23 protein-coding genes and 1 tRNA gene are annotated in these 18,951 nt (G+C 33.9%); 5 read left to right on the top strand and 19 right to left on the bottom strand.

Annotated elements, in window-relative coordinates; genetic code table 11:
• Nucleotides 1-584 precede the first annotated feature (584 nt).
• A tRNA-Met gene (locus KO515_RS10660) sits at nucleotides 585-658 on the bottom strand.
• A gap of 181 nt (nucleotides 659-839) precedes the next feature.
• Here KO515_RS10660 and KO515_RS10655 point away from each other — a divergent pair.
• Together KO515_RS10655 and KO515_RS10650 are read left to right on the top strand one after the other, a co-directional pair.
• A complete protein-coding gene (locus KO515_RS10655) occupies nucleotides 840-1,232 on the top strand; it encodes an START-like domain-containing protein (protein WP_215936343.1) in 393 nt (130 codons plus the stop codon).
• Nucleotides 1,233-1,386: 154 nt separating this feature from the next.
• Nucleotides 1,387-2,241, top strand: coding sequence for an aminotransferase class IV (locus KO515_RS10650; RefSeq protein ID WP_215936342.1), 855 nt, complete (start codon nucleotides 1,387-1,389; stop codon nucleotides 2,239-2,241).
• 62 nt (nucleotides 2,242-2,303) lie between these two features.
• On the opposite strand, the gene KO515_RS10645 is transcribed toward KO515_RS10650, so the two are convergent.
• The 5 genes from KO515_RS10645 to KO515_RS10625 form a co-directional block, all read right to left on the bottom strand.
• Nucleotides 2,304-2,858, bottom strand: a complete 555-nt coding sequence (locus KO515_RS10645; protein WP_215936341.1) for a YqgE/AlgH family protein — start codon at nucleotides 2,856-2,858, stop codon at nucleotides 2,304-2,306.
• Nucleotides 2,859-3,011: 153 nt separating this feature from the next.
• Nucleotides 3,012-3,284 carry an HU family DNA-binding protein gene (locus tag KO515_RS10640; RefSeq protein ID WP_008271173.1) on the bottom strand — a complete coding sequence of 91 codons (273 nt, stop codon included), beginning with the start codon at nucleotides 3,282-3,284 and terminating at the stop codon, nucleotides 3,012-3,014.
• 197 nt (nucleotides 3,285-3,481) lie between these two features.
• Nucleotides 3,482-4,441, bottom strand: a complete 960-nt coding sequence (gene fmt, locus KO515_RS10635) for a methionyl-tRNA formyltransferase (protein ID WP_215936340.1) — start codon at nucleotides 4,439-4,441, stop codon at nucleotides 3,482-3,484.
• Entirely contained in the window at nucleotides 4,438-6,327 is a 1,890-nt protein-coding gene (locus tag KO515_RS10630) for a RecQ family ATP-dependent DNA helicase (RefSeq protein ID WP_215936339.1), read from the bottom strand. Before KO515_RS10630 ends, fmt begins: the two co-directional genes overlap by 4 nt.
• Nucleotides 6,328-6,489: 162 nt before the next feature.
• Nucleotides 6,490-7,032 carry an AAA family ATPase gene (locus KO515_RS10625; RefSeq protein WP_215936338.1) on the bottom strand — a complete coding sequence of 181 codons (543 nt, stop codon included), beginning with the start codon at nucleotides 7,030-7,032 and terminating at the stop codon, nucleotides 6,490-6,492.
• A 78-nt stretch (nucleotides 7,033-7,110) separates the two neighbouring features.
• Here KO515_RS10625 and KO515_RS10620 point away from each other — a divergent pair, with 78 nt between their 5' ends.
• The 3 genes from KO515_RS10620 (at nucleotide 7,111) to murA (ending at nucleotide 9,484) form a co-directional block, all read left to right on the top strand.
• Complete coding sequence (locus tag KO515_RS10620) at nucleotides 7,111-7,404, top strand: DUF493 family protein (RefSeq protein WP_215936337.1); 294 nt, start codon at nucleotides 7,111-7,113, stop codon at nucleotides 7,402-7,404.
• 97 nt (nucleotides 7,405-7,501) lie between these two features.
• On the top strand, nucleotides 7,502-8,161 hold the full coding sequence (locus tag KO515_RS10615) for a DUF4290 domain-containing protein (protein ID WP_215936336.1): 660 nt from the start codon (nucleotides 7,502-7,504) through the stop codon (nucleotides 8,159-8,161).
• A 6-nt stretch (nucleotides 8,162-8,167) separates the two neighbouring features.
• Nucleotides 8,168-9,484 carry a UDP-N-acetylglucosamine 1-carboxyvinyltransferase gene (gene murA, locus KO515_RS10610; RefSeq protein ID WP_215936335.1) on the top strand — a complete coding sequence of 439 codons (1,317 nt, stop codon included), beginning with the start codon at nucleotides 8,168-8,170 and terminating at the stop codon, nucleotides 9,482-9,484.
• Nucleotides 9,485-9,592: 108 nt separating this feature from the next.
• On the opposite strand, the gene KO515_RS10605 is transcribed toward murA, so the two are convergent.
• From KO515_RS10605 to KO515_RS10545, 13 genes are all read right to left on the bottom strand, one after another.
• On the bottom strand, nucleotides 9,593-9,946 hold the full coding sequence (locus tag KO515_RS10605) for an ester cyclase (RefSeq protein ID WP_215936334.1): 354 nt from the start codon (nucleotides 9,944-9,946) through the stop codon (nucleotides 9,593-9,595).
• A gap of 215 nt (nucleotides 9,947-10,161) precedes the next feature.
• The gene (locus tag KO515_RS10600) at nucleotides 10,162-11,466 is read right to left on the bottom strand and encodes a cryptochrome/photolyase family protein (protein ID WP_215936333.1); all 1,305 of its coding nucleotides are present in this window, start codon (nucleotides 11,464-11,466) and stop codon (nucleotides 10,162-10,164) included.
• Nucleotides 11,467-11,571: 105 nt separating this feature from the next.
• Nucleotides 11,572-12,039 (bottom strand): SRPBCC family protein, encoded by a 468-nt coding sequence (locus KO515_RS10595; protein WP_215936332.1) that lies wholly within the window; start codon nucleotides 12,037-12,039, stop codon nucleotides 11,572-11,574.
• Between the two features lie 144 nt (nucleotides 12,040-12,183).
• On the bottom strand, nucleotides 12,184-12,648 hold the full coding sequence (locus tag KO515_RS10590) for a TspO/MBR family protein (protein WP_215936331.1): 465 nt from the start codon (nucleotides 12,646-12,648) through the stop codon (nucleotides 12,184-12,186).
• A 1-nt stretch (nucleotide 12,649) separates the two neighbouring features.
• Nucleotides 12,650-12,823: a Lacal_2735 family protein gene (locus KO515_RS10585; protein WP_436800008.1), complete on the bottom strand. Its 174-nt coding sequence runs from the start codon at nucleotides 12,821-12,823 to the stop codon at nucleotides 12,650-12,652.
• Nucleotides 12,824-12,826: 3 nt separating this feature from the next.
• The gene (locus KO515_RS10580; RefSeq protein WP_215936330.1) at nucleotides 12,827-13,315 is read right to left on the bottom strand and encodes a glutathione peroxidase; all 489 of its coding nucleotides are present in this window, start codon (nucleotides 13,313-13,315) and stop codon (nucleotides 12,827-12,829) included.
• Nucleotides 13,316-13,346: 31 nt separating this feature from the next.
• Nucleotides 13,347-14,033, bottom strand: coding sequence for an SDR family NAD(P)-dependent oxidoreductase (locus KO515_RS10575; RefSeq protein WP_215936329.1), 687 nt, complete (start codon nucleotides 14,031-14,033; stop codon nucleotides 13,347-13,349).
• Nucleotides 14,034-14,041: 8 nt separating this feature from the next.
• Nucleotides 14,042-14,272, bottom strand: a complete 231-nt coding sequence (locus KO515_RS10570) for a hypothetical protein (RefSeq protein ID WP_173280523.1) — start codon at nucleotides 14,270-14,272, stop codon at nucleotides 14,042-14,044.
• A gap of 3 nt (nucleotides 14,273-14,275) precedes the next feature.
• Entirely contained in the window at nucleotides 14,276-14,965 is a 690-nt protein-coding gene (gene folE, locus KO515_RS10565; RefSeq protein ID WP_215936328.1) for a GTP cyclohydrolase I FolE, read from the bottom strand.
• 139 nt (nucleotides 14,966-15,104) lie between these two features.
• On the bottom strand, nucleotides 15,105-15,377 hold the full coding sequence (locus KO515_RS10560; protein ID WP_215936327.1) for a TIGR03643 family protein: 273 nt from the start codon (nucleotides 15,375-15,377) through the stop codon (nucleotides 15,105-15,107).
• The gene (locus tag KO515_RS10555) at nucleotides 15,374-15,805 is read right to left on the bottom strand and encodes a hypothetical protein (protein ID WP_215936326.1); all 432 of its coding nucleotides are present in this window, start codon (nucleotides 15,803-15,805) and stop codon (nucleotides 15,374-15,376) included. The genes KO515_RS10560 and KO515_RS10555 overlap by 4 nt, the downstream gene beginning before the upstream one ends.
• Nucleotides 15,806-15,907: 102 nt before the next feature.
• Nucleotides 15,908-17,398, bottom strand: a complete 1,491-nt coding sequence (locus tag KO515_RS10550; protein WP_215936325.1) for a cryptochrome/deoxyribodipyrimidine photo-lyase family protein — start codon at nucleotides 17,396-17,398, stop codon at nucleotides 15,908-15,910.
• A gap of 1 nt (nucleotide 17,399) precedes the next feature.
• A complete protein-coding gene (locus KO515_RS10545; RefSeq protein ID WP_215936324.1) occupies nucleotides 17,400-18,869 on the bottom strand; it encodes a cryptochrome/photolyase family protein in 1,470 nt (489 codons plus the stop codon).
• Nucleotides 18,870-18,951 lie beyond the last annotated feature (82 nt).

Below are 18,951 nucleotides of genomic sequence, written 5' to 3'. Positions count from 1 at the left end.
GAATCTTCGCGGGTGAGCTGTACAATAGTAAACGTCTACAATGCTAGGGCATTGTTATGGACTTTTTTTATGCTTTAACGATTATTATTTTTTGATTTACTTTCAGTGAATCTTCGCGAGGTGAGCTGTACACTAGTAAACGTCTACAATGCTAGGGCATTGTTATGGACTTTTTTTATGCTTTTGCGCTTTATATATTTTTTGATTTACTTTCAGTGAATCTTCGCGGGTGAGCTTTACAATAGTAAAAGTCCACAATGCTAGCGCATTGTTATGGACTTTTTTTATGCTTATGCGCTTTATATATTTTTTGATTTACTTTCAGTGAATCTTCGCGGGTGAGCTTTACAATAGTAAAAGTCCACAATGCTAGGGCATTGTTATGGACTTTTTTTATGCTTTTGCGCTTTATATATTTTTTGATTTACTTTCAGTGAATCTTCGCGGGTGAGCTTTACAATAGTGAAAGTCCACAATGCTAGCGCATTGTTATGGACTTTTTTTATGCTTATGCACTTTGAAGCAAAGCTTCAGTGCAGCGCATAAAAAAAGTCCGGCACTTTCGTGCTGGACTTTTACTGCTGTAGCGAGAACGAGATTTGAACTCGTGACCTCTGGGTTATGAATCCAACGCTCTAACCAACTGAGCTACCTCGCCATAATTCGCAATTCTAATAAAAAGAGTCAAATTATAAATATGAACATCCCGATAATTGCGGCTGCAAATATAAAAACAATTTCTACGACAGCAAACAATAAAAACTAAAAAAAATAATTTTAATTTAAAGTTTAAAACTCACCTATAAAATGTATATATTGAGCACATAATACAATGCAATATGGACGATAAAGAAAAATACGAAATGGAGTTTGTGATTCAAGCATCACCAGCGCTAATATATACTTACATATCAACACCTTCTGGTTTATCGGAGTGGTATGCGGATAACGTGAACTCTCGTGGGGAATTATACACCTTTATTTGGGATGGCTCAGAAGAGCAAGCTAAATTATTAAGTAAAAAAAGTGGTGAACGTGTAAAGTTTCGTTGGTTAAGTGATGAGGAAGATGGGGCTTCTTACTATTTTGAAATTCGTATTCAAGTTGATGAAATCACTAAAGATGTGTCATTAATGATCACGGATTTTGCAGAAGACGATGAAATTGATGAAGGCAAAATGCTTTGGGAAAACCAAATCTCTAGTCTGAAACAAGTTTTAGGTTCTAGATAGTTCTTAAATAACGATTCTAATATATCTTTGTCTCGATTTAGTTTTAAACTGAATCGAGATTTTTTATGCGACGCTATCTGGTAGTTCTCACAGAACTATAGATTCATATTTTTTTAAATTGTCCTATTAAAGGGACGTTAGGAGTGTTTTTTTTATGGTAAATTTTAACGGTACGCTACTGCCGCAATCAGATTCAAAACTTACAATTAATAATAGAGGTTACAAATATGGTGACGCGCTATTTGAAACCTTAAAAGTTGTGAATGGTAAAATCTTTTTTTGGGAAGATCATTATTTTAGACTCATGGCGTCTATGCGTATACTTCGAATGGATATACCTATGAATTTTACGATGGAATTCCTAGAGTCTGAAATACTAAAAACTTTAGAGGCTAATGATTTGTTACAAGCAGCTGCACGGGTAAGACTAAATGTTGATAGAGGTGAAGGTGGAAAATACTTACCGTCAGACGCCACTCAGGTTCATTTTAATATTGATGCAGAACCGCATCACGATCCATTTTATAAGATTGATGTACATGGCAATTGTATAGTTGATTTATACAAGGATTACTTTGTAGCACCTGGATTGTTATCAGGATTAAAATCTAATAATAAAGCTATTCAAGTCATTGGAAGTATATATGCGAAAGAAAATGATTTAGATAATTGTTTAGTCTTAAATACGGATAAACATGTTTTAGAAGCTTTAAATGGGAATTTATTCTTGATTAAAGATGGTAAGGTAAAAACACCGCCTTTAGAAGAAGGGTGTCTTAAAGGGGTTATGCGGAAGCAAATTTTAGAACTTTTAGCAAAAGATGTCAACATCGTCGTAGAAGAAGCATCTATAAGTCCTTTTGAACTTCAAAAAGCAGACGAATTATTTATAACTAATGTGATTAAAGGGATTGTGCCTATTACTAAATATCGCAAAAAAAACTATGGAAGTGTCTTTGCTCAAGGGCTTGTATCAAAATTAAATGCCAAGTTGAGATTGCTGTCGTAAGAAATAATATAAGCCATTAAAAGAAACCACCCTTTAAGGGATTCTTATTAGCTTTATAACGGTTAATTATAACTTGGATTCTCGGGGGCGTTAGACCAAATACTATAGTCTCCACCAAGTTCTAGCATTTTTTCACGCCAGAAAGAATTACAAGGTTTAGAAATAATCTCTTTATTGTAGACATTTTCTGAAACCAACCAGGCATTTGATTTAAGTTCGTTATCGAGTTGCTGTTCGTCCCAACCAGAATAGCCCAAAAAGAAACGAATATCACCTGTCGATATTTTGCCTTTATTAATTAAATTCAAAACAATATTAAAATCTCCTCCCCAAAAAATACCGTTTGATATTTCAATACTATTAGGAATTAATTCTGGTGATTTGTGAATAAAATAGAGATTATCTTGTTCTACAGGGCCACCATTATAAACAGGGAACTCAGATTCAGTACCCTCAATAAGATCTTTGAGGTTATAGTCTAATGGTTTGTTTAAAATGAAGCCAACGGAACCTAAAGCGTTGTGATCCGCTAAAAGAATCACAGCACGATTAAATGAAATATCACCGATAATAGATGGCTCCGCAATGAGTAAATTGCCTTTTTCGGGTTTGTTCATTCTTCCTTTTCTAGATTTGTTATGATTAAATCTATGTTTTTTTTGTTAAAAAAGCAACTAATATGTACTTAAATATCTGATAGTCTATTTAAAACGGGAGCAAAAAAAAACCTGCTCAATGAGCAGGTTTTTTATTTCAAACAAAAAAATGTTTTAGTTTACAGCGCTACTTAAGTCAGAACCTGCCTTAAATTTTACTACATTTTTTGCTTTGATTTTTATAGTTTTTCCTGTCTGTGGGTTTCTTCCGTCTCTTGCAGCTCTTCTAGAAACTGACCAAGAACCAAAACCTACTAAAGATACTCTGTTTCCTTTTTGTAAAGATCCTTCGATGTCTACTAATAGAGAGTCTAATGCTTTTTTAGCAGCTGCCTTAGTGATTCCAGCGTTCTCTGCCATTCCATTGATTAAATCTGTTTTGTTCATAAATATTAAATTTAAATTGTTAAAATTTCGGTTCTAAAATAATAGTTCTTTAAAATCCGTACACAAAATTATTAGGAATATTAAGCTATACAAGTAATAGCAAGGGAAATACGGCTTTTTGTTAATAACTTATAACATTTGTTAATAAAGGCTGTGTATTTCATCGGATTTTTTGTAAAACCAATGGTAATAAGGGTTTACAGCAGTTTTGAAGATTCAGAAAAACGAAACCCATTACGTAAGGATTTCATTTCCATTTTTCGCTTTCCAGGAAGTTGAATCTCTAAAATATGAATATAACCTCCTTGACACGCGACCTTTAGTTCTTCTTTTGTTGTAATAATATGACCATTCGCATAATTATGGTTTTCAATACATTTTTCTACTCCATATAATTTTACAGATAAGGGCTTATCTTCATTATTATCGAGATAACACCAAGCTGCAGGAAAAGGGTTTAAGCCTCTGATCTTATTGTAAATAGTGTCTATAGGTTGCGACCAATCTATTTTACAGTTCTCACGATTAAGTTTATAAGCTGTTTTTAAATCGTCGGTTTGCGGTTGAATTGTCGTAGTCACAGAATCCGTCTCGATACGCTCTACGGTCTTTATCACCAAATTGCTTCCAATAGCCATTAAATCATCATGTAATTCACCAACAGTTGTTGTAGGTGATATTTCAGTTTCTTCACTCTGAATAATAGCACCAGTATCAATTTTCTCATCAATAAAGAACGTCGTCACTCCCGTTTTGGTTTCCCCATTAATAATTGCCCAGTGGATTGGTGCTGCTCCACGATATTGTGGTAATAATGATGCATGAAGGTTAAATGTGCCATATGCTGGCATTTGCCACACGACTTTTGGTAACATTCTAAATGCGACTATAATTTGTAGATTGGCATTTAAAGCCTTTAATTCTTCTAAAAAGTGTTCAGCTTTTAAGTTAGTAGGCTGTAATATATTTAACTGATGCTCTAAAGCGAATGCCTTAACTGCTGAAGCTCTTAATTTTTGTCCGCGTCCTGCAGGTCTGTCTGGAGCTGTAATCACTCCAACAACGTTATAATTATTATCAATAAGCGCTTTCAATGTAGCCACCGCAAAATCTGGTGTGCCCATAAAAACAATGCGTAAATCACGTTTATGTGTCATACAAGTGTGTAAGTATTAGCGTGTGTTAATTTTATTTTATTTAGTTCTATAAGTTCTAAAAGACTTTTTAATAGGACCTTTTCAGAACAATTAATATGCTGTAATAATTGACGCGAAGATAAGGTTTCAGCTTGTAACGCTTTCAGAATTTGATTTGTGACCCCAGCAGTCGGATTGGTTTTGGAAGCTTTAGCAATGCATACAGAACAGATACCACAATTTTGAACTGTTTGTTCCCCAAAATAGCTTAAGAGTTGTTGACTTCTGCAGACCAAATCATTCTTTATATAACTCAAAACAGCTTCAATTTGCTGGTGTTTTAAGGTGTGCTGTTGTTTTATCGTTTTGGCGATGGGATTAATGGTGATATCGTCTTCACGTGGTTTTAAAAAGGTAATTTCAGAATCTGTATTTGCGATTTGTAAACTGATCACCTCGTCTTTTTCTAAACGTTGCAACTGCGTAATGACTTGATTTTCGGGAAGATTTACTTTCTTAACCACTAAACCTAGATTCACTTTGGTGTCATAGTCAAAAATACCTCCATAGGTTCGTAGTAAAACTTTCACGAGGATGTTTAAATCTAAATGGGTTTCTAAATATTTAAATAAGACCGCATTAGTGGTAATAAATTGAATTTTTGTTCTAAAATTAAAATGCTGTGTAAGGGTAATAATCGCATTTCTATCTAACAATAGTAATGCATTATAAGTAATACTAGCACTTAATTTATAATGGTGACAAAACGATTTAAAATCGAATTGATGCATGGTGTTTTCGCCTTCGCCATAAGAAATTTGAAAATAGTTACACAATTTATTATATACCGTTTTTACAAAAGCAACAGACGGTAAGCTGCTCAAAAACTGACTGCGAAGGTGGTCTTCATCTATATGTTGTTTTAAGATAATAGCTTGTGCTAATTCTCCATTCCTACCTGCTCTTCCTGCTTCTTGGTAATAACTTTCTAAACTTTCTGGTAAATTAATATGAATAACCGTTTTTACATCTGCTTTGTCAATACCCATTCCAAAAGCTGTGGTAGCGACCATAATTTGTTTCTGACCATTAGTCCATTCGTATAAACGCTTTTGTTTTTCTTTATTGGTAATGCCTCCATGGAAGTAGGTCGAGGAGAACCCTTTTGCATTTAAAAAATTATGAATATCTGTAGTAGCCCTTCGATTTCTAACATATATAATGGATGAACCGGAATATGTTCTTAAAAAATATTCGAGCTGATATAATTTATCGTCGGTGTGAACAACGTTATAGGCAATATTGGGTCTGGCAAATGACGCTTTGTAGATTTTTGGATTTATAAAATCGAGATTATCAACAATATCATTTATCACATCATACTTTGCACTTGCCGTTAAAGCAATACAATTAACGTGTGGATGCATTTCTCGTAAAGTTGAAATGTTTTTGTATGCTGGTCTAAAATCATTACCCCATTGACTGATGCAATGCGCTTCATCAATTGCAATTAAATTGACGCGCATTTGCTGAATACGCTCTTGTACTAAAGATTGTTGTAAGCGCTCTGGCGACAGGTAAAGAAACTTATAGTTGCCGTAAATACAATTATCGAGTTGCGTATCAAGATCTTTATAAGATAGGCCAGAAGTTAATGCAATGGCTTTAATACCTTTTGCTTTTAAGGTATTCACTTGGTCTTTCATTAAAGCAATAAGCGGAGAAATAACAATACAGATACCATCTTGGATTAAGGCCGGAATTTGAAAACAAACCGATTTACCTCCTCCCGTTGGTAATAACGCAAAGGTGTCTTCTCGGTTTAAAACCGATGTTATGATTTCTTCTTGAAGCGGTCTAAAGGAGGTGTGATTCCAATACCGTTCTAATACTTCTATAGGATGCATGATGCCAATTTTGCTATCTAAAATCGCTTTAATTTGTTTCTTTTTTGCTCATATATCAATATAAAATAAAACCGTAACTACTGCTATGCTTTGATTTTCTATTTCATCTGAACTAAAAAATAATTCAAATTAAAAATACGACATTACATAGTAAAACTCGCATTACTGCAAATTTAAGAACTCTAGAATAAAGTCTACTCTAGATTCTACACTTCCAAAAGGTACGTCAATTAATTGATACCCAAATCGCTTGTAGGTTTCTAATAAATGTTGATGGATTTCAATGGCTTCTTCAAAATTTTCATAACGCTCACTGTCACTTGTAAAAATATCTTGCCAAGGGGCTAAAATAAAGATGGAATTGTACTTATGACTGTCACAGGTTGCTACAAAATGTTCTGGATACGTATCGCCAATATAATCCATATAAGCAATAACATCTGGTAAGCCTCTGTCCAAGAAAACCACATGTTCAGACTCTTGTTCTGCATCCGTAAATTGTTTCGTTCTGCCTTCCAAAAGTTTTTCGCTAAACAAAAGCGGTTCTGTCAAAAAAAGTTGTTCAATGCCATCTTTTCGGGCTTGTAAGGTGATTTGCCTAGAGATTTCATCATAGCATAAAAACTCACGATTTTTTAACTCATTAATAATTGTGGTTTTTCCTGTTCCGGGTCCACCTGCGATAACGACTTTTTTTGGATTCAAATTGGCAATATTTTTGATGTAAAAATAACAGATAAAAATGTAAAGTTAAACGTATCTTTACAACTGAAAAATTTCAACATGGATAATTCTAAAAAAACAGACGAGTTTTACGAAAAATTAAAATCTCAACTTTACGATACAACCACTTGGCCATCGGAATATTTATATAAATTTATTGTGCTTACAAAAGGATCGGGAGTCAATCATATCGAAGCCCTTTTTGATAATTTAGGGGCGGTTATAACGACCACAGAATCTAAAAATGGAAAATACACAAGTGTGTCTATTAATGTAAGATTAAAAAATCCTGAGGTAGTGATTGCTAAATATAAAGAAGTAGCCGAAAATGTAGAAGGAGTAATTTCCTTGTAAAATTTCTATTAAGCTTCATATTTTTTCGTACTTTGCAACAAAACCTAGAGACTTCGGGTTTAAAACGATTTACTACACATACACTTATTTTACAATTTTGATTGACGATTTAGAATACAACACAGAGCGCGAGCATTTAATTATTCCAGAATATGGACGTCATCTGCAGAAGATGATTAATTACGCTAAGACTCGCGAAACAAAAGAAGAACGTAATAAAGTAGCTAAAGCAATTATTGCTGTAATGGGAAATCTACAGCCACATTTAAGAGATGTGCCAGATTTTCAGCATAAATTATGGGATCAATTGTTTATTATGGCAAATTTTGAAATTGATGTGGATGCCCCTTATGGTGAACCATCAAAAGAAGAAATTCACGCTAAGCCAGAACCTTTAAAATATCCTCAAAATCATCCAAAATACCGTTTTTATGGTAATAATATCAAGACTATGATTGATGTTGCTGTAGGTTGGGAAGATGGTGAGTTAAAGGAAGCTTTAACGTTTACCATTGCGAATCATATGAAAAAGTGTTTCCTTAATTGGAATAAAGATACCGTTGAAGACGATGTCATCTATAATCATTTGTATGAGCTTTCTGGTGGTAACATCAACTTAAAGAATAGTGATGAAGATTTGAGTGATGCGACAAGTTTAATGCGTACCAAATCTAAGTATGGTGGTAAAAACAATTCTAATAAAAAGAGTAATAACTCTAACAAGAAAAAATATTCTAATAACAGAAAACGTTACTAATAACGAATGAGTACATTTAAAATTGAAGGAGGTCACCAATTAAAAGGTGAAATTCAACCTCAAGGCGCCAAAAATGAAGCTTTACAAATCTTATGTGCGGTACTTTTAACTGCTGAAGAAATTAAGATAGATAACATTCCCGATATTATTGATGTCAATAAACTCATTGCTTTGTTAAAAAAGTTGGGTGTTAAAATCAATAAAGTTGCTAAAGGATCTTATACGTTTAAAGCAGATGATCTTAATTTAGACTATTTAGAATCTGCAGAGTTTAAAGAAGACGGTAAAGGTTTAAGAGGTTCTATTATGATTGTCGGCCCTTTGCTAGCACGTTTTGGTAGAGGTTATATTCCTAAACCAGGAGGTGATAAAATTGGACGTCGTCGTTTAGATACACACTTTGAAGGTTTTATTAATCTAGGCGCAAAATTCCGTTACAATAAGGAGGATTTATTTTATGGAGTTGAAGCTAAAAAGTTAAAAGGTACCTACATGCTTTTAGATGAAGCGTCGGTTACCGGAACCGCGAATATTGTTATGGCGGCTGTTTTAGCAGAAGGTACAACCACGATTTATAATGCCGCTTGCGAACCGTATTTACAACAACTGTGTAAAATGCTGAATCGTATGGGAGCCAAAATATCAGGTGTTGGTTCAAATTTATTGCGCATTGAAGGAGTAGATGTTTTAGGTGGTACTGAGCATAGAATGTTACCAGATATGATTGAGATTGGTAGCTGGATTGGTTTGGCTGCGATGACCAAAAGTGAGCTGACGATTACCAATGTGAGTTGGGATGATTTAGGTCAAATCCCTAATGTCTTTCGTAAAATAGGCATTACTGTTGAGCGTCAAGGAGATGATATTCATATTCCAGCACATACGGATGGTTATGAAGTTCAGAATTTTATAGATGGTTCAATTTTAACCATTTCAGATGCACCATGGCCTGGATTTACTCCTGATTTATTGAGTATTATTTTAACGGTCTTAACACAAGCAAGAGGAAGTGCCATTGTACACCAAAAAATGTTTGAAAGCCGTTTGTTTTTTGTCGATAAATTAATTGATATGGGAGCAAAAATTATTCTTTGCGATCCACACAGAGCAACGGTAATTGGTCACGATTATAAATCGACATTAAAGGCAACCACCATGACGTCTCCAGATATTAGAGCTGGGGTATCCTTATTAATTGCGGCTTTATCCGCAAAAGGGACTTCAATTATTCATAATATTGAACAGATAGATCGTGGTTACGAAAATATAGATGAACGTTTAAGAGCTATAGGAGCTAAAATTGAACGTATAGAAGGAAATTAATTATTTTGATCGCTTTACTTTTTGGAGTGACGATCAAAACAGCATGGTATAGTAAAAGCTTCAAGTTACATCTTGAAGCTTTTTTATTTTCGATAAAACGGCATTCATTTAATAAAAATATTGCTCACTCGTAATTTTACCATCAACAACTTCATAAACACAGACTTCTTGTATTTTTTGTCTGCCTTTATTTTTAAACGTACAATCGAAATCCATTTTTGCTGTAAAAAAGGTGCCAGCAACTAAAGGATTACTAATACTGCTAAAATGGATGCTTTCAACACTGTCTATCCACTCCTTACTTTTATTCCAAACATTTTCTTTTCCTGTTATAATTTCTCCGGGTGTTCCAGGCATTTCTCGGCTTACCACATTGTCTGCATATAGCTCATTAATGCAATCGAGGTTATTACCTTTTTCGCACATTTCTTTCCATTTTTTTGCAACTCCCCAAGTATTCATAGTGTTTCGATTTTAAATTTGTGCTTTAAAGTTAACAAAAAGATTGATGTCTTATCGTATTATTAAATGATTAAAATAAAAAAGCTCTGATGACTAATCAGAGCTTTTAAAATTGTTTGTTGAAAATGGTTATTTCAATTAAGACATTAATCGTCTTATAGTTGTAAACGTTAATGTGTTGGTTTTATTGTGTTTACATTATTTTTTTTAAAAAATTATGATACAGCCGCTTTGTACGTTTCCAAACAACGTTCTCTTGCTGCTTTATGATCCACCATGGGCTGTGGATAAATAAGTTCTTGATATTCCGGAACCCATTTGTTTATGTACTCATGATTCTTGTCGAATTTCTGTATCTGTGTCGTTGGATTGAAAATTCTAAAATACGGAGCGGCATCAACACCACATCCAGCAATCCATTGCCAATTACCGACATTACTAGCCATATCATAATCGTGTAATTTTTCAGCAAAATAGGCTTCTCCCCAACGCCAATCAATAAGTAAATGTTTACATAGAAAACTACCAACAAGCATGCGTACTCTATTGTGCATAAAGCCAGTTTGGTTGAGTTGCCTCATACCGGCATCAACTAAGGGATAACCTGTTTTACCTTTGCACCATTTTTTGAACTCGTCCTCATTATTCCTCCATTCAATTCGGTCGTATTTAGGTTTGAAGGCTTTAGTTGTTGTCTGTGGAAAATGCCAAAGGATCTGCATAAAAAATTCACGCCATATGAGTTCTTGCCAAAATATTTCATTTTCTTGTGCAATGGCTTTTTTTACCATTTTTCGAATGCTAACGGTACCAAAGCGAAGGTGCGGACCTAAACGCGATGTGGAGTCTTTTGCAGGAAAGTTTCTCGTAGCTTCATAATCCTGAATCATAGTCGGAGTCACCTCATAATCTGTAATGTCTTGATTTGATTTTTCAAAACCTATATCGGATAAACTGAGATTTGGAAGTCTACTATGTTCAATGACATTACTTAAATACGAATTGGTATAATAAATTTCTAGATTGATAGATTGAAACTTTTCTTTCCAAGTCCTCATATAAGGAGTATAAACCAAATAAGGTTTCCCATCTTTTTTAACGACTTCATCTTTTTCAAATATTACTTGGTCCTTATAGGTTTTGAAGGCAATGTCATGGGATTCTAGTAATGCTTGTATCTTTTGATCACGTTGCGTTGCATAAGGTTCATAATCATGATTGGTAAAGACCGTGTTAACTTCATAATCTTTAATTAACTGTTCAAAAACAGCTTCAGGCTTGCCATGCAGTATAGCAATACTACTATTGTAATCATCTTGTAACGTTTGCCTCATGGTTTGAAGCGTTTGGTGAATAAACGTAACCCGAGCATCGTCTTTTGGTAACTGATCTAAAATTTCACTATCAAATATGAAAATAGGAAGAACCGGGAGGTCACCTTTTAAGGCTTCATAAAATCCAAGGTTATCGTCCAGTCTTAAATCGCGTCTAAACCAGAAAATGTTTAATTTTTTATTCATGTGTTGTTGTTAATTAGTAGAAAGTGTAAAGTGGAAAAGTGTTAAGTGTAAAGTAAAAAGTTTAGGTTAATATAGTCAGCCTTTGAATCTCTGAAACTTTGCAGCTTACTGACCATATTTCCCAAATAATTCCTCCAACTTAGTCGTTCTGTAATTAAAAATCTCTTCCAATTTAGGTTTTACTAAAATAGGGTGTACTAATTGCCCAAGAATTCCCATTGGAACTTTATAATCTATGATGTCTTCCATTTCAACACCACCTTCAATGGCTTTTATAAAATGCTTATGATGCCACAACGCATAAGGTCCAAAACGTTGCTCATCAACAAAATATTCCTGATCTTTTACATGTGTGATTTCAGTCACCCATTTTGTTTTAATGCCTAAAACTGGTGTTACAATATATTGAATAATCTGTCCAGGAAACATTGGTCTATCTGCACCAGAGAGAATATCAAAACTCATGTAATCTGGTGTGATGGTTTTTAAATTCGCTGGACTTGATAAAAACTCCCATGCTTGTTCAACTGAAATAGGGAGCTTTTGTTTTTTGTGTAAGGTGTATATTTTCATGACAATTATAACTTCAGGGGTGTATGTGTATATATTAAAATATAATAAGCTGGTTGATTTATGATTGTATTATCAATAGCACAGTACCTTATTTTATTTGTGTGCGATTGAAACTTGCTAGTTGAGAGAACTTAGAACTTAAAACTAATTATTAAACACAACATAACCATTTAAGGACGTTGCGATACAAAGCCAAATAATATATGGTAATAATAGATATTTTATTTGGGTCAATTTATCATCACCAAACGTAATAAAGAAATAAATAATCACTAATGTTAGTAAGATAATATTTACAAAACCTAAATTGGTTAAGTGTTGATTAAAGAACATATAATTCCAGCTCACATTTAGTAGGGTCGCTATGCCATAAACAAACACGACAAATTTTGAATTCCGGATAGAGAACAAAAAGCTTAGGTATACCGAAAAGCAAACCATTATTAGTGTCCAAGCGGCTCCAAAAACCCAACCTGGAGGTGTCCAAGGTGCTTTGTTTAGATTAGTATACCAATCTCCCGTAACGGCGTCTCCCATAAACCAACTCCCAAGCGCAAGGGCACCAAAATTAATAACCAAAAATATGATGAATAAATATATTTTTTTCAATCTAATTGTTTTTTAAGTTATCAATTTTATCACTGATTAATTGAGCTTCAGCATACTTTTTATCGCTTTCAGTTCTATTTATGGTAGAAAGTTTATGCCAATCTGCCATTAGTATTTCGTATTGGTTTTGCAGTTTTTCTACTTCTGATTTTTTCTTAAATAATCCAAACATCATTCTCTATTTTAAATACTTTAATAGTCTTGAACTTTTAGGGCTTGTGATAGAATAATAGTAGTTGAGAAATTCTCCATGTTCATCAATTAAATATTTCTGAAAATTCCATTTCACCACTGAATTTTGTTTTCCATTTAAAGACTTTTTTGTTAACCAAGTATAAAGTGGATGTTGATGTTCTCCCTTAACGCCAATTTTTTCAGTCATTACAAAGGAAACACCATAGTTAACTTCACAGAACTCTTGTATGTCTTTAGAGTTTCCAGGTTCTTGTTTTCCAAATTGGTTACATGGCACTCCAATTACTACAAGTGAATCTTTATAAGTATCCTGTAATTTTTGTAAATCTCTATACTGAGGAGTAAATCCGCATTTAGAAGCGACGTTGACAAATAGGATCTTTTTATCTTTAAATTGTTGTAAATCTATAGGTTGACCTTGAAGGCTGTTGATCTTAATATCGTACACGGATTGCGTAGCAGTTGCTATCATGATGGTTTAGTATTAAATATTTAATAGGTATTTACAATTTGAAACTTACGATGCCGCAGTCCATTTCAAATATTTGTCCTGACATAGAAGCCGCTTTTTCTGATAATAGAAAGCCTGCCATATCTGCAACCTCTTCGGGTTGAAGATATTTTTTTAAGGGATGACGCTCATTCATATTATCAATCATCCGTTCATTACGCAATAATTTTGAAGCCAACTCAGTATTAGTAACCGTTGGTGCAATCGCATTGATGCGTATATTGGGTGCTAATTCTGCACCTAGAGACTTTGTTAAGCCTTCGATTGCCGATTTTGAAGCGGCAACGCTAGCGTGAAAAGGCATGCCTAACTTAGCAGCCACTGTACTGAATAATACAATTGATGGTTTGCTACCATTTTTTAAAGCTGGTAGATAGGTTTGTATGGCCTTTACCGCACCAATAACATTAATGTCAAAATCATTTTTAAAATCATCAACGCTAAGTCTGTTTATCGGTTTAAGATTAATACTTCCAGGACAATACACTAACCCGTCGGCTTGGTCTATTTTAGGTAACGCATCAACAAGAATATCACAATCAAAGTGTTTTAAATTAGGATGTGACTCTTCTGGCGATGTACGACTGATATTAACAATCTCATCATAAGAAGAAAGCAAAGATGAGATGATTGCTTTACCAATACCTTTGCTTCCTCCAATAATAATTAATCTTTTCATCGCGAGACTTAAGACGTTGCTGTTAATGGTCTACCTTTTAAGCGCTTTTCAATCTTTTGCTTAATCACTGTAAGACGCTTCATTAAATCCATTAATTTGCTGTCTTTTTCTTTCTTATATAATTCGTTGACTTCTAATATTAAATCTTTAGCTTCTCTTGCCGCTAAAATTCTGTCACTTGTTGTTTTAAATGAAAACTTTCTGTTTTCAAATTCTAAAGCTTTTTCTACTGTACTCATAGCTTAATTGTTTAAATAGTTTTGTAATTCTAAAATTTTTGAAGCGTTATTAAATTCGCCTCCATAAAATGTTGTTATTGTTGTGGATGTATCGTCTTGTACACCTCTAGATGAAACACATAAATGTTTAGCATCTATAATCACTGCCACGTCTTCAGTATCTAAAACTGATTTTAATTCATTGGCAATTTGATTTGTTAAACGCTCTTGAACTTGCGGACGTTTGGCATAATATTGAACTATTCTATTTAATTTAGAGAGTCCAATAACTTTTCCAGATGACTTGTAGGCAATATGTGCTTTTCCTATTATCGGTACAAAATGATGCTCACAATTAGAGTAAAAGGTAATATTTTTTTCTACCAACATCTGATTATATTGGTATTTATTTTCAAAAAGCGCCATTTTTGGCTTGTTTTTTGGGTCTAAACCTGAAAATATTTCTTCAATATACATTTTTGCAACACGGTCTGGTGTGCCTTGAAGAGAATCATCGTTTAAATCTAAACCCATAACATCCATTATTTCTGAAAATAAAATAGATATGCGTTTTTTCTTTTCTTCGCTAGACATATCAAAAGCATTCGCTTTCATTGGTGTGTCTAAACTTGTAAATAAATGGTCGTCGCCTATAGCTTCGTTGGTGAAACCATTGAGCGTTCCATTTGTTTTGGAAGTCGTTTCTGTATTCATCTGTTTTTTAAAAATTTAATCAAAGGTCAGATGGAATTCGTCAAGTCTACTTTATAATTGTTAATTGAACTTGACTCATTTCATAGAATCTTTTTAATGTGCTGTCTTTAAGTACTCCAAACTTAAATCAAAGCACGTGTTAACGTTTTGAAATAGAGTTATTTGTTATTGTTCTTTGTCTCGAGCATTTAAATCTGCCTTTGTCAAACGTTCTTTTTTTACTGTGTTTAGTAGCTCTGCCTTGCACTCGCGCTCTCCATAATCTGAAGCTACTTGGTTTTAATTCGCGCCGCATCAAATTAATAACCTCCTGTTCTTTTAAATTGAATTGAAATGTAATAGCGTCAAACGGTGTTCTGTCTTCCCATGCCATTTCAATAATTCGGTCAATGTCTTTTAGTTCTAAACTCATAGTCCGTAAGGCATTGTATATTGTAAATCATACTTTACTTTTTCATCCATTAATTTGTCAAAAAACTTCTTATTTTCTTTAAAAGTTTTATTGGCACGAAAGTGCACAAATTTTCCTTGTGCATGTATACTCGACCCATTGATTTTATATATAACTAAATGGTAATAAGGTATAATCCACGTAAAAGTTTGTAACCCTTTATTAATTCTAATCAAAATACCTTTTGGTCTTAGTTCAATATTCCCGTAATTAATATCAGAAACCAAATTCATCATCGACTGCATATTCGGGCTTACTTCATCAATTATCATACGTTTAGAACCTACACCATTCATTTTCAATTTCTGTACCAAACTAAACGGACTGCCAACTAAGTCGGCAATGATTTGCTTGTGTTCAGGATTACGGTGTGTGGTATTGAGTATCATATATTATCAAATATATAAAATGTTTAACTCTTCTTTGTAAAGATTAAACAAAAATTAACAGATAATTATGACTAAGGAATTTATTGGGTAACGGAATAAAAATCAATCACTTCTCAATATACGCTTCCTATCTTGTAAAGTATGTCGTTTTAAGATTCTATAACTTTCACGTAACACTTCTGGATCTTTCTTCATGTTCCACAAAATAGCACTAGCGCGCTTTCGGTTTTCCTTTACATCTACTACAGGCATTGGGTAATCTTCGCCTACCTTAAAATTGTAAAAGGCTTGTTCCATCTCAGTCATCAAATAAGGTTCATGGATAAAAGGGGTATCTAAGTTCGCCAATTCTGGAATCCAATTTTTAATAAACACCGCATCAGGATCGTGCTTTAAACCGTTAAGTGTTGGATTATAAATTCTGAGATTATTGATGCCTGTTTCACCTGCTTGCATCTGTAATTGTGGAAAATGGATGCCAGGTTCGAAATCTAAAAATTGTTGTGATAAATGTGTGGTTGCTGACTGCCATGGTTGCCAAAGGATATGTGTGAAAAAAGATGCCAACATGGCACGCATTCTAAAATTTACGTAACCTGTTTCAATTAAACAGCGCATACTCGCATCGACTAACGGAAATCCGGTTTGGCCTTCTTTCCATGCGTTTTGATAACGTTCAGAAAGCGTTTTCTTTAATTTATGATAACCTTTGTTGACGCTTGCGTTTTCCATGGTATGTTCCATTTCAAACTTTTGAATAAAATGGGCTTGCCATCGTAATCTAGAAATAAATGCACTTATGTGACGTTTATCTTGAGCTGATGATTTTAAGTGTTTAGCCTTCTGAAACACTTGTCTAATGGATAAATTTCCCCAAGCAATGTATGGCGAAATTCGGCTGCAACTTGTTCTTGATGCTTCAGGTTTAGAAATATTAACCATATAATCTTCATGTCTGCTTTCAAAAAATGAATTGGCATATTTCCAACCCATGGTTGTGCCGCCTTTCTGAAACTTTGTATCTTCAGGTGTTGTTAAATCTGATACCGAAAGCACGTTTTCTAAGGTTTCAATTTCTGAAAGATTTAATAATTGATTGTCGTTAGGTTGAAACACTTCCAAAGTGCTATTCATGTAGGTTTCCCAATTCTCAAACCAATTGTCTCTGTTTACCAAGCCACGTTCAACACCATTGTTTTTAGATTCTTTCCAGTGAATTAAATTGTTTCGGCAATAGCGTGTAAATTCCTTATCTCTATTATAAGTGACTAGCAATCCGGTTTCAACATGTGAAAAAAACGTATCAATTTTGTAGAATGCTTGTAGTTGGTTGAAAACACTCGTAATATCACTAGTTACAGTGAGTATTTTAGTCTGGTGCGAAGCAAGATTTGCATTTAAATCTCTTAAAGATTCTTTTATAAAATTGAAATGCCGTTCGCTATAATGGGCATCATTCAATAATAATCGCTCAAAAACATATACCATAAGAACACGTTTGCTTGATTTTAAAGCATTTGATATTGCTTCATTATCCTGAAGTCTTAAATCGCGTTTCAGCCAAACGACATTGATATGTTCTTTTGTTGTCATCTTAAAGTTGCTCTAAAAACTGTTCTGCGTTATTAAAATGATTTTCTAAAGTCTCTTTTTTCATTTTGTCTAAATTGCCTAATAGCATGCCCAGTCTTGGATTGCCTGCGAAGAAATCGCGATGCTTATCCATAAACGTCCAGAATAAACCATCCCAAGTTGCTCGCCAATCGCCTTTAGCATAGTTGCTCATTTTCATAATATAGTTGCTACTGCTGATGTAAGGTTTCGTAGACATTAAGCCACCATCTGCAAACAGACTCATGCCATACACATTAGGTACCATAACCCAATCGTAGGCGTCGATAAATAGTTCCATAAACCATTGGTAAACCTCGTCTGGATGAAATTCGCAAAGCACCATAAAATTACCGAGTAGCATTAAGCGTTCAATATGATGTGCGTAGCCTGTTTTTAATACTTTTTTAATAACATCGTCAATAGGTTTAATTCCTGTGCTGCCATCATAGAAGGACGCTGGAATTTTCTTGTTGAAATTCCAAAAGTTCTTTGTCCGTTCTTCAGTGCCTTTTACTTCGTACACACCTCTTATAAATTCGCGCCATCCTAATATTTGGCGTACAAAACCTTCTAAAGAATTTAATGGCACATCATTAGATTTTGCATAATCGATAGCCTTTTCAATAACATCTAGAGGTTGAAGTAATCCAACATTAATAAGAGGCGACAGAATGCTATGATTTAAAAAGTGCTCTTCTTTAACAATGGCATCTTCATAAGGTCCAAACTCATGAAAACGTTGTTCAAAAAACTGGTTCAACCATTCTTCTGAAGCTTTAAAATCTATAGGATAAACGACAAAATCATTGAGTTCGCCATAATGGTCACTAAAATTAGCGTTGACATAAGTTTCGGCTTCCTTGTGATAATCGGTTTTATCTGGAAAATGAATCGATGGAGGTGTTTTGTCTTTTGGATATTTCTTTCGGTTATCAGAATCATACGTGAGTTTGCCACCTTCTGGCTCACTATTAACCATTAAAATGTCTCGTTGTTTACGTTGTTGTTTGTAAAAAGAGGTTTGAAAGAATTTCTTTTTCGTGGGTTTGAAAAAAGAGCTTAATTCGTCTTTAGTATTTATGAATAATGGATTTTCATACCATTTAATCTCAATAGATTTAGAAGCCGAATTAATGCGTTTTTGAAGCCAATTATCTGTTGGGTCAATAACGTGCAATTTTTCAATACCATCTTCAATAAGCTTTGGTATCAGTTGCCTAACGTCTGATAGTTTTGTTGTCGCTTCAATATAGTTTACGGTTTTATCTTGGGTTTCGAGATAATTTGCATAAGCCTTCATCGAAGCTCTATGAAACGCAATTTTTTGTTTGTGAAATTTATAGTGTTTAAAGAATAAGAATTCTTCAATTAAATAAATATCAGCATCTACTTTAAGAATTGGTGCATCCTTAAATAATTGATGTGGGAATATGAGTATGGCTTTTTTCAATGTTTTCTTTTTTGTTTTTAATCCTGCAAGGTCTTGAGTACCTTGTAGGTATTTATCGTTGGCTAAAAGACCTACAAGGTTT

The organism is Winogradskyella psychrotolerans, from assembly GCF_018860545.1.
GTDB classification, from domain to species: Bacteria; Bacteroidota; Bacteroidia; order Flavobacteriales; family Flavobacteriaceae; genus Winogradskyella; species Winogradskyella psychrotolerans_A.
Note: the sequence above shows the minus strand (reverse complement) of the source record. Positions and strands in the feature narration are given on the sequence as shown.

Excerpts from the sequence above, each read along its gene's own strand:
- folE (WP_215936328.1), bottom strand. The coding sequence starts at position 14,965 with ATGAATACAGAAACGACTTCCAAAACAAATGGAACGCTCAATGGTTTC.
- KO515_RS10605 (WP_215936334.1), bottom strand. The coding sequence starts at position 9,946 with ATGAATACTTGGGGAGTTGCAAAAAAATGGAAAGAAATGTGCGAAAAA.
- KO515_RS10595 (WP_215936332.1), bottom strand. The coding sequence starts at position 12,039 with ATGAAAATATACACCTTACACAAAAAACAAAAGCTCCCTATTTCAGTT.
- fmt (WP_215936340.1), bottom strand. The coding sequence starts at position 4,441 with ATGACACATAAACGTGATTTACGCATTGTTTTTATGGGCACACCAGAT.
- murA (WP_215936335.1), top strand. The coding sequence starts at position 8,168 with ATGAGTACATTTAAAATTGAAGGAGGTCACCAATTAAAAGGTGAAATT.
- KO515_RS10620 (WP_215936337.1), top strand. The coding sequence starts at position 7,111 with ATGGATAATTCTAAAAAAACAGACGAGTTTTACGAAAAATTAAAATCT.
- KO515_RS10560 (WP_215936327.1), bottom strand. The coding sequence starts at position 15,377 with ATGAGTTTAGAACTAAAAGACATTGACCGAATTATTGAAATGGCATGG.
- KO515_RS10650 (WP_215936342.1), top strand. The coding sequence starts at position 1,387 with ATGGTAAATTTTAACGGTACGCTACTGCCGCAATCAGATTCAAAACTT.
- KO515_RS10645 (WP_215936341.1), bottom strand. The coding sequence starts at position 2,858 with ATGAACAAACCCGAAAAAGGCAATTTACTCATTGCGGAGCCATCTATT.
- KO515_RS10585 (WP_436800008.1), bottom strand. The coding sequence starts at position 12,823 with ATGATGTTTGGATTATTTAAGAAAAAATCAGAAGTAGAAAAACTGCAA.
- KO515_RS10575 (WP_215936329.1), bottom strand. The coding sequence starts at position 14,033 with ATGAAAAGATTAATTATTATTGGAGGAAGCAAAGGTATTGGTAAAGCA.
- KO515_RS10600 (WP_215936333.1), bottom strand. The coding sequence starts at position 11,466 with ATGAATAAAAAATTAAACATTTTCTGGTTTAGACGCGATTTAAGACTG.
- KO515_RS10630 (WP_215936339.1), bottom strand. The coding sequence starts at position 6,327 with ATGCATCCTATAGAAGTATTAGAACGGTATTGGAATCACACCTCCTTT.
- KO515_RS10655 (WP_215936343.1), top strand. The coding sequence starts at position 840 with ATGGACGATAAAGAAAAATACGAAATGGAGTTTGTGATTCAAGCATCA.
- KO515_RS10570 (WP_173280523.1), bottom strand. The coding sequence starts at position 14,272 with ATGAGTACAGTAGAAAAAGCTTTAGAATTTGAAAACAGAAAGTTTTCA.
- KO515_RS10550 (WP_215936325.1), bottom strand. The coding sequence starts at position 17,398 with ATGACAACAAAAGAACATATCAATGTCGTTTGGCTGAAACGCGATTTA.
- KO515_RS10555 (WP_215936326.1), bottom strand. The coding sequence starts at position 15,805 with ATGATACTCAATACCACACACCGTAATCCTGAACACAAGCAAATCATT.
- KO515_RS10640 (WP_008271173.1), bottom strand. The coding sequence starts at position 3,284 with ATGAACAAAACAGATTTAATCAATGGAATGGCAGAGAACGCTGGAATC.
- KO515_RS10580 (WP_215936330.1), bottom strand. The coding sequence starts at position 13,315 with ATGATAGCAACTGCTACGCAATCCGTGTACGATATTAAGATCAACAGC.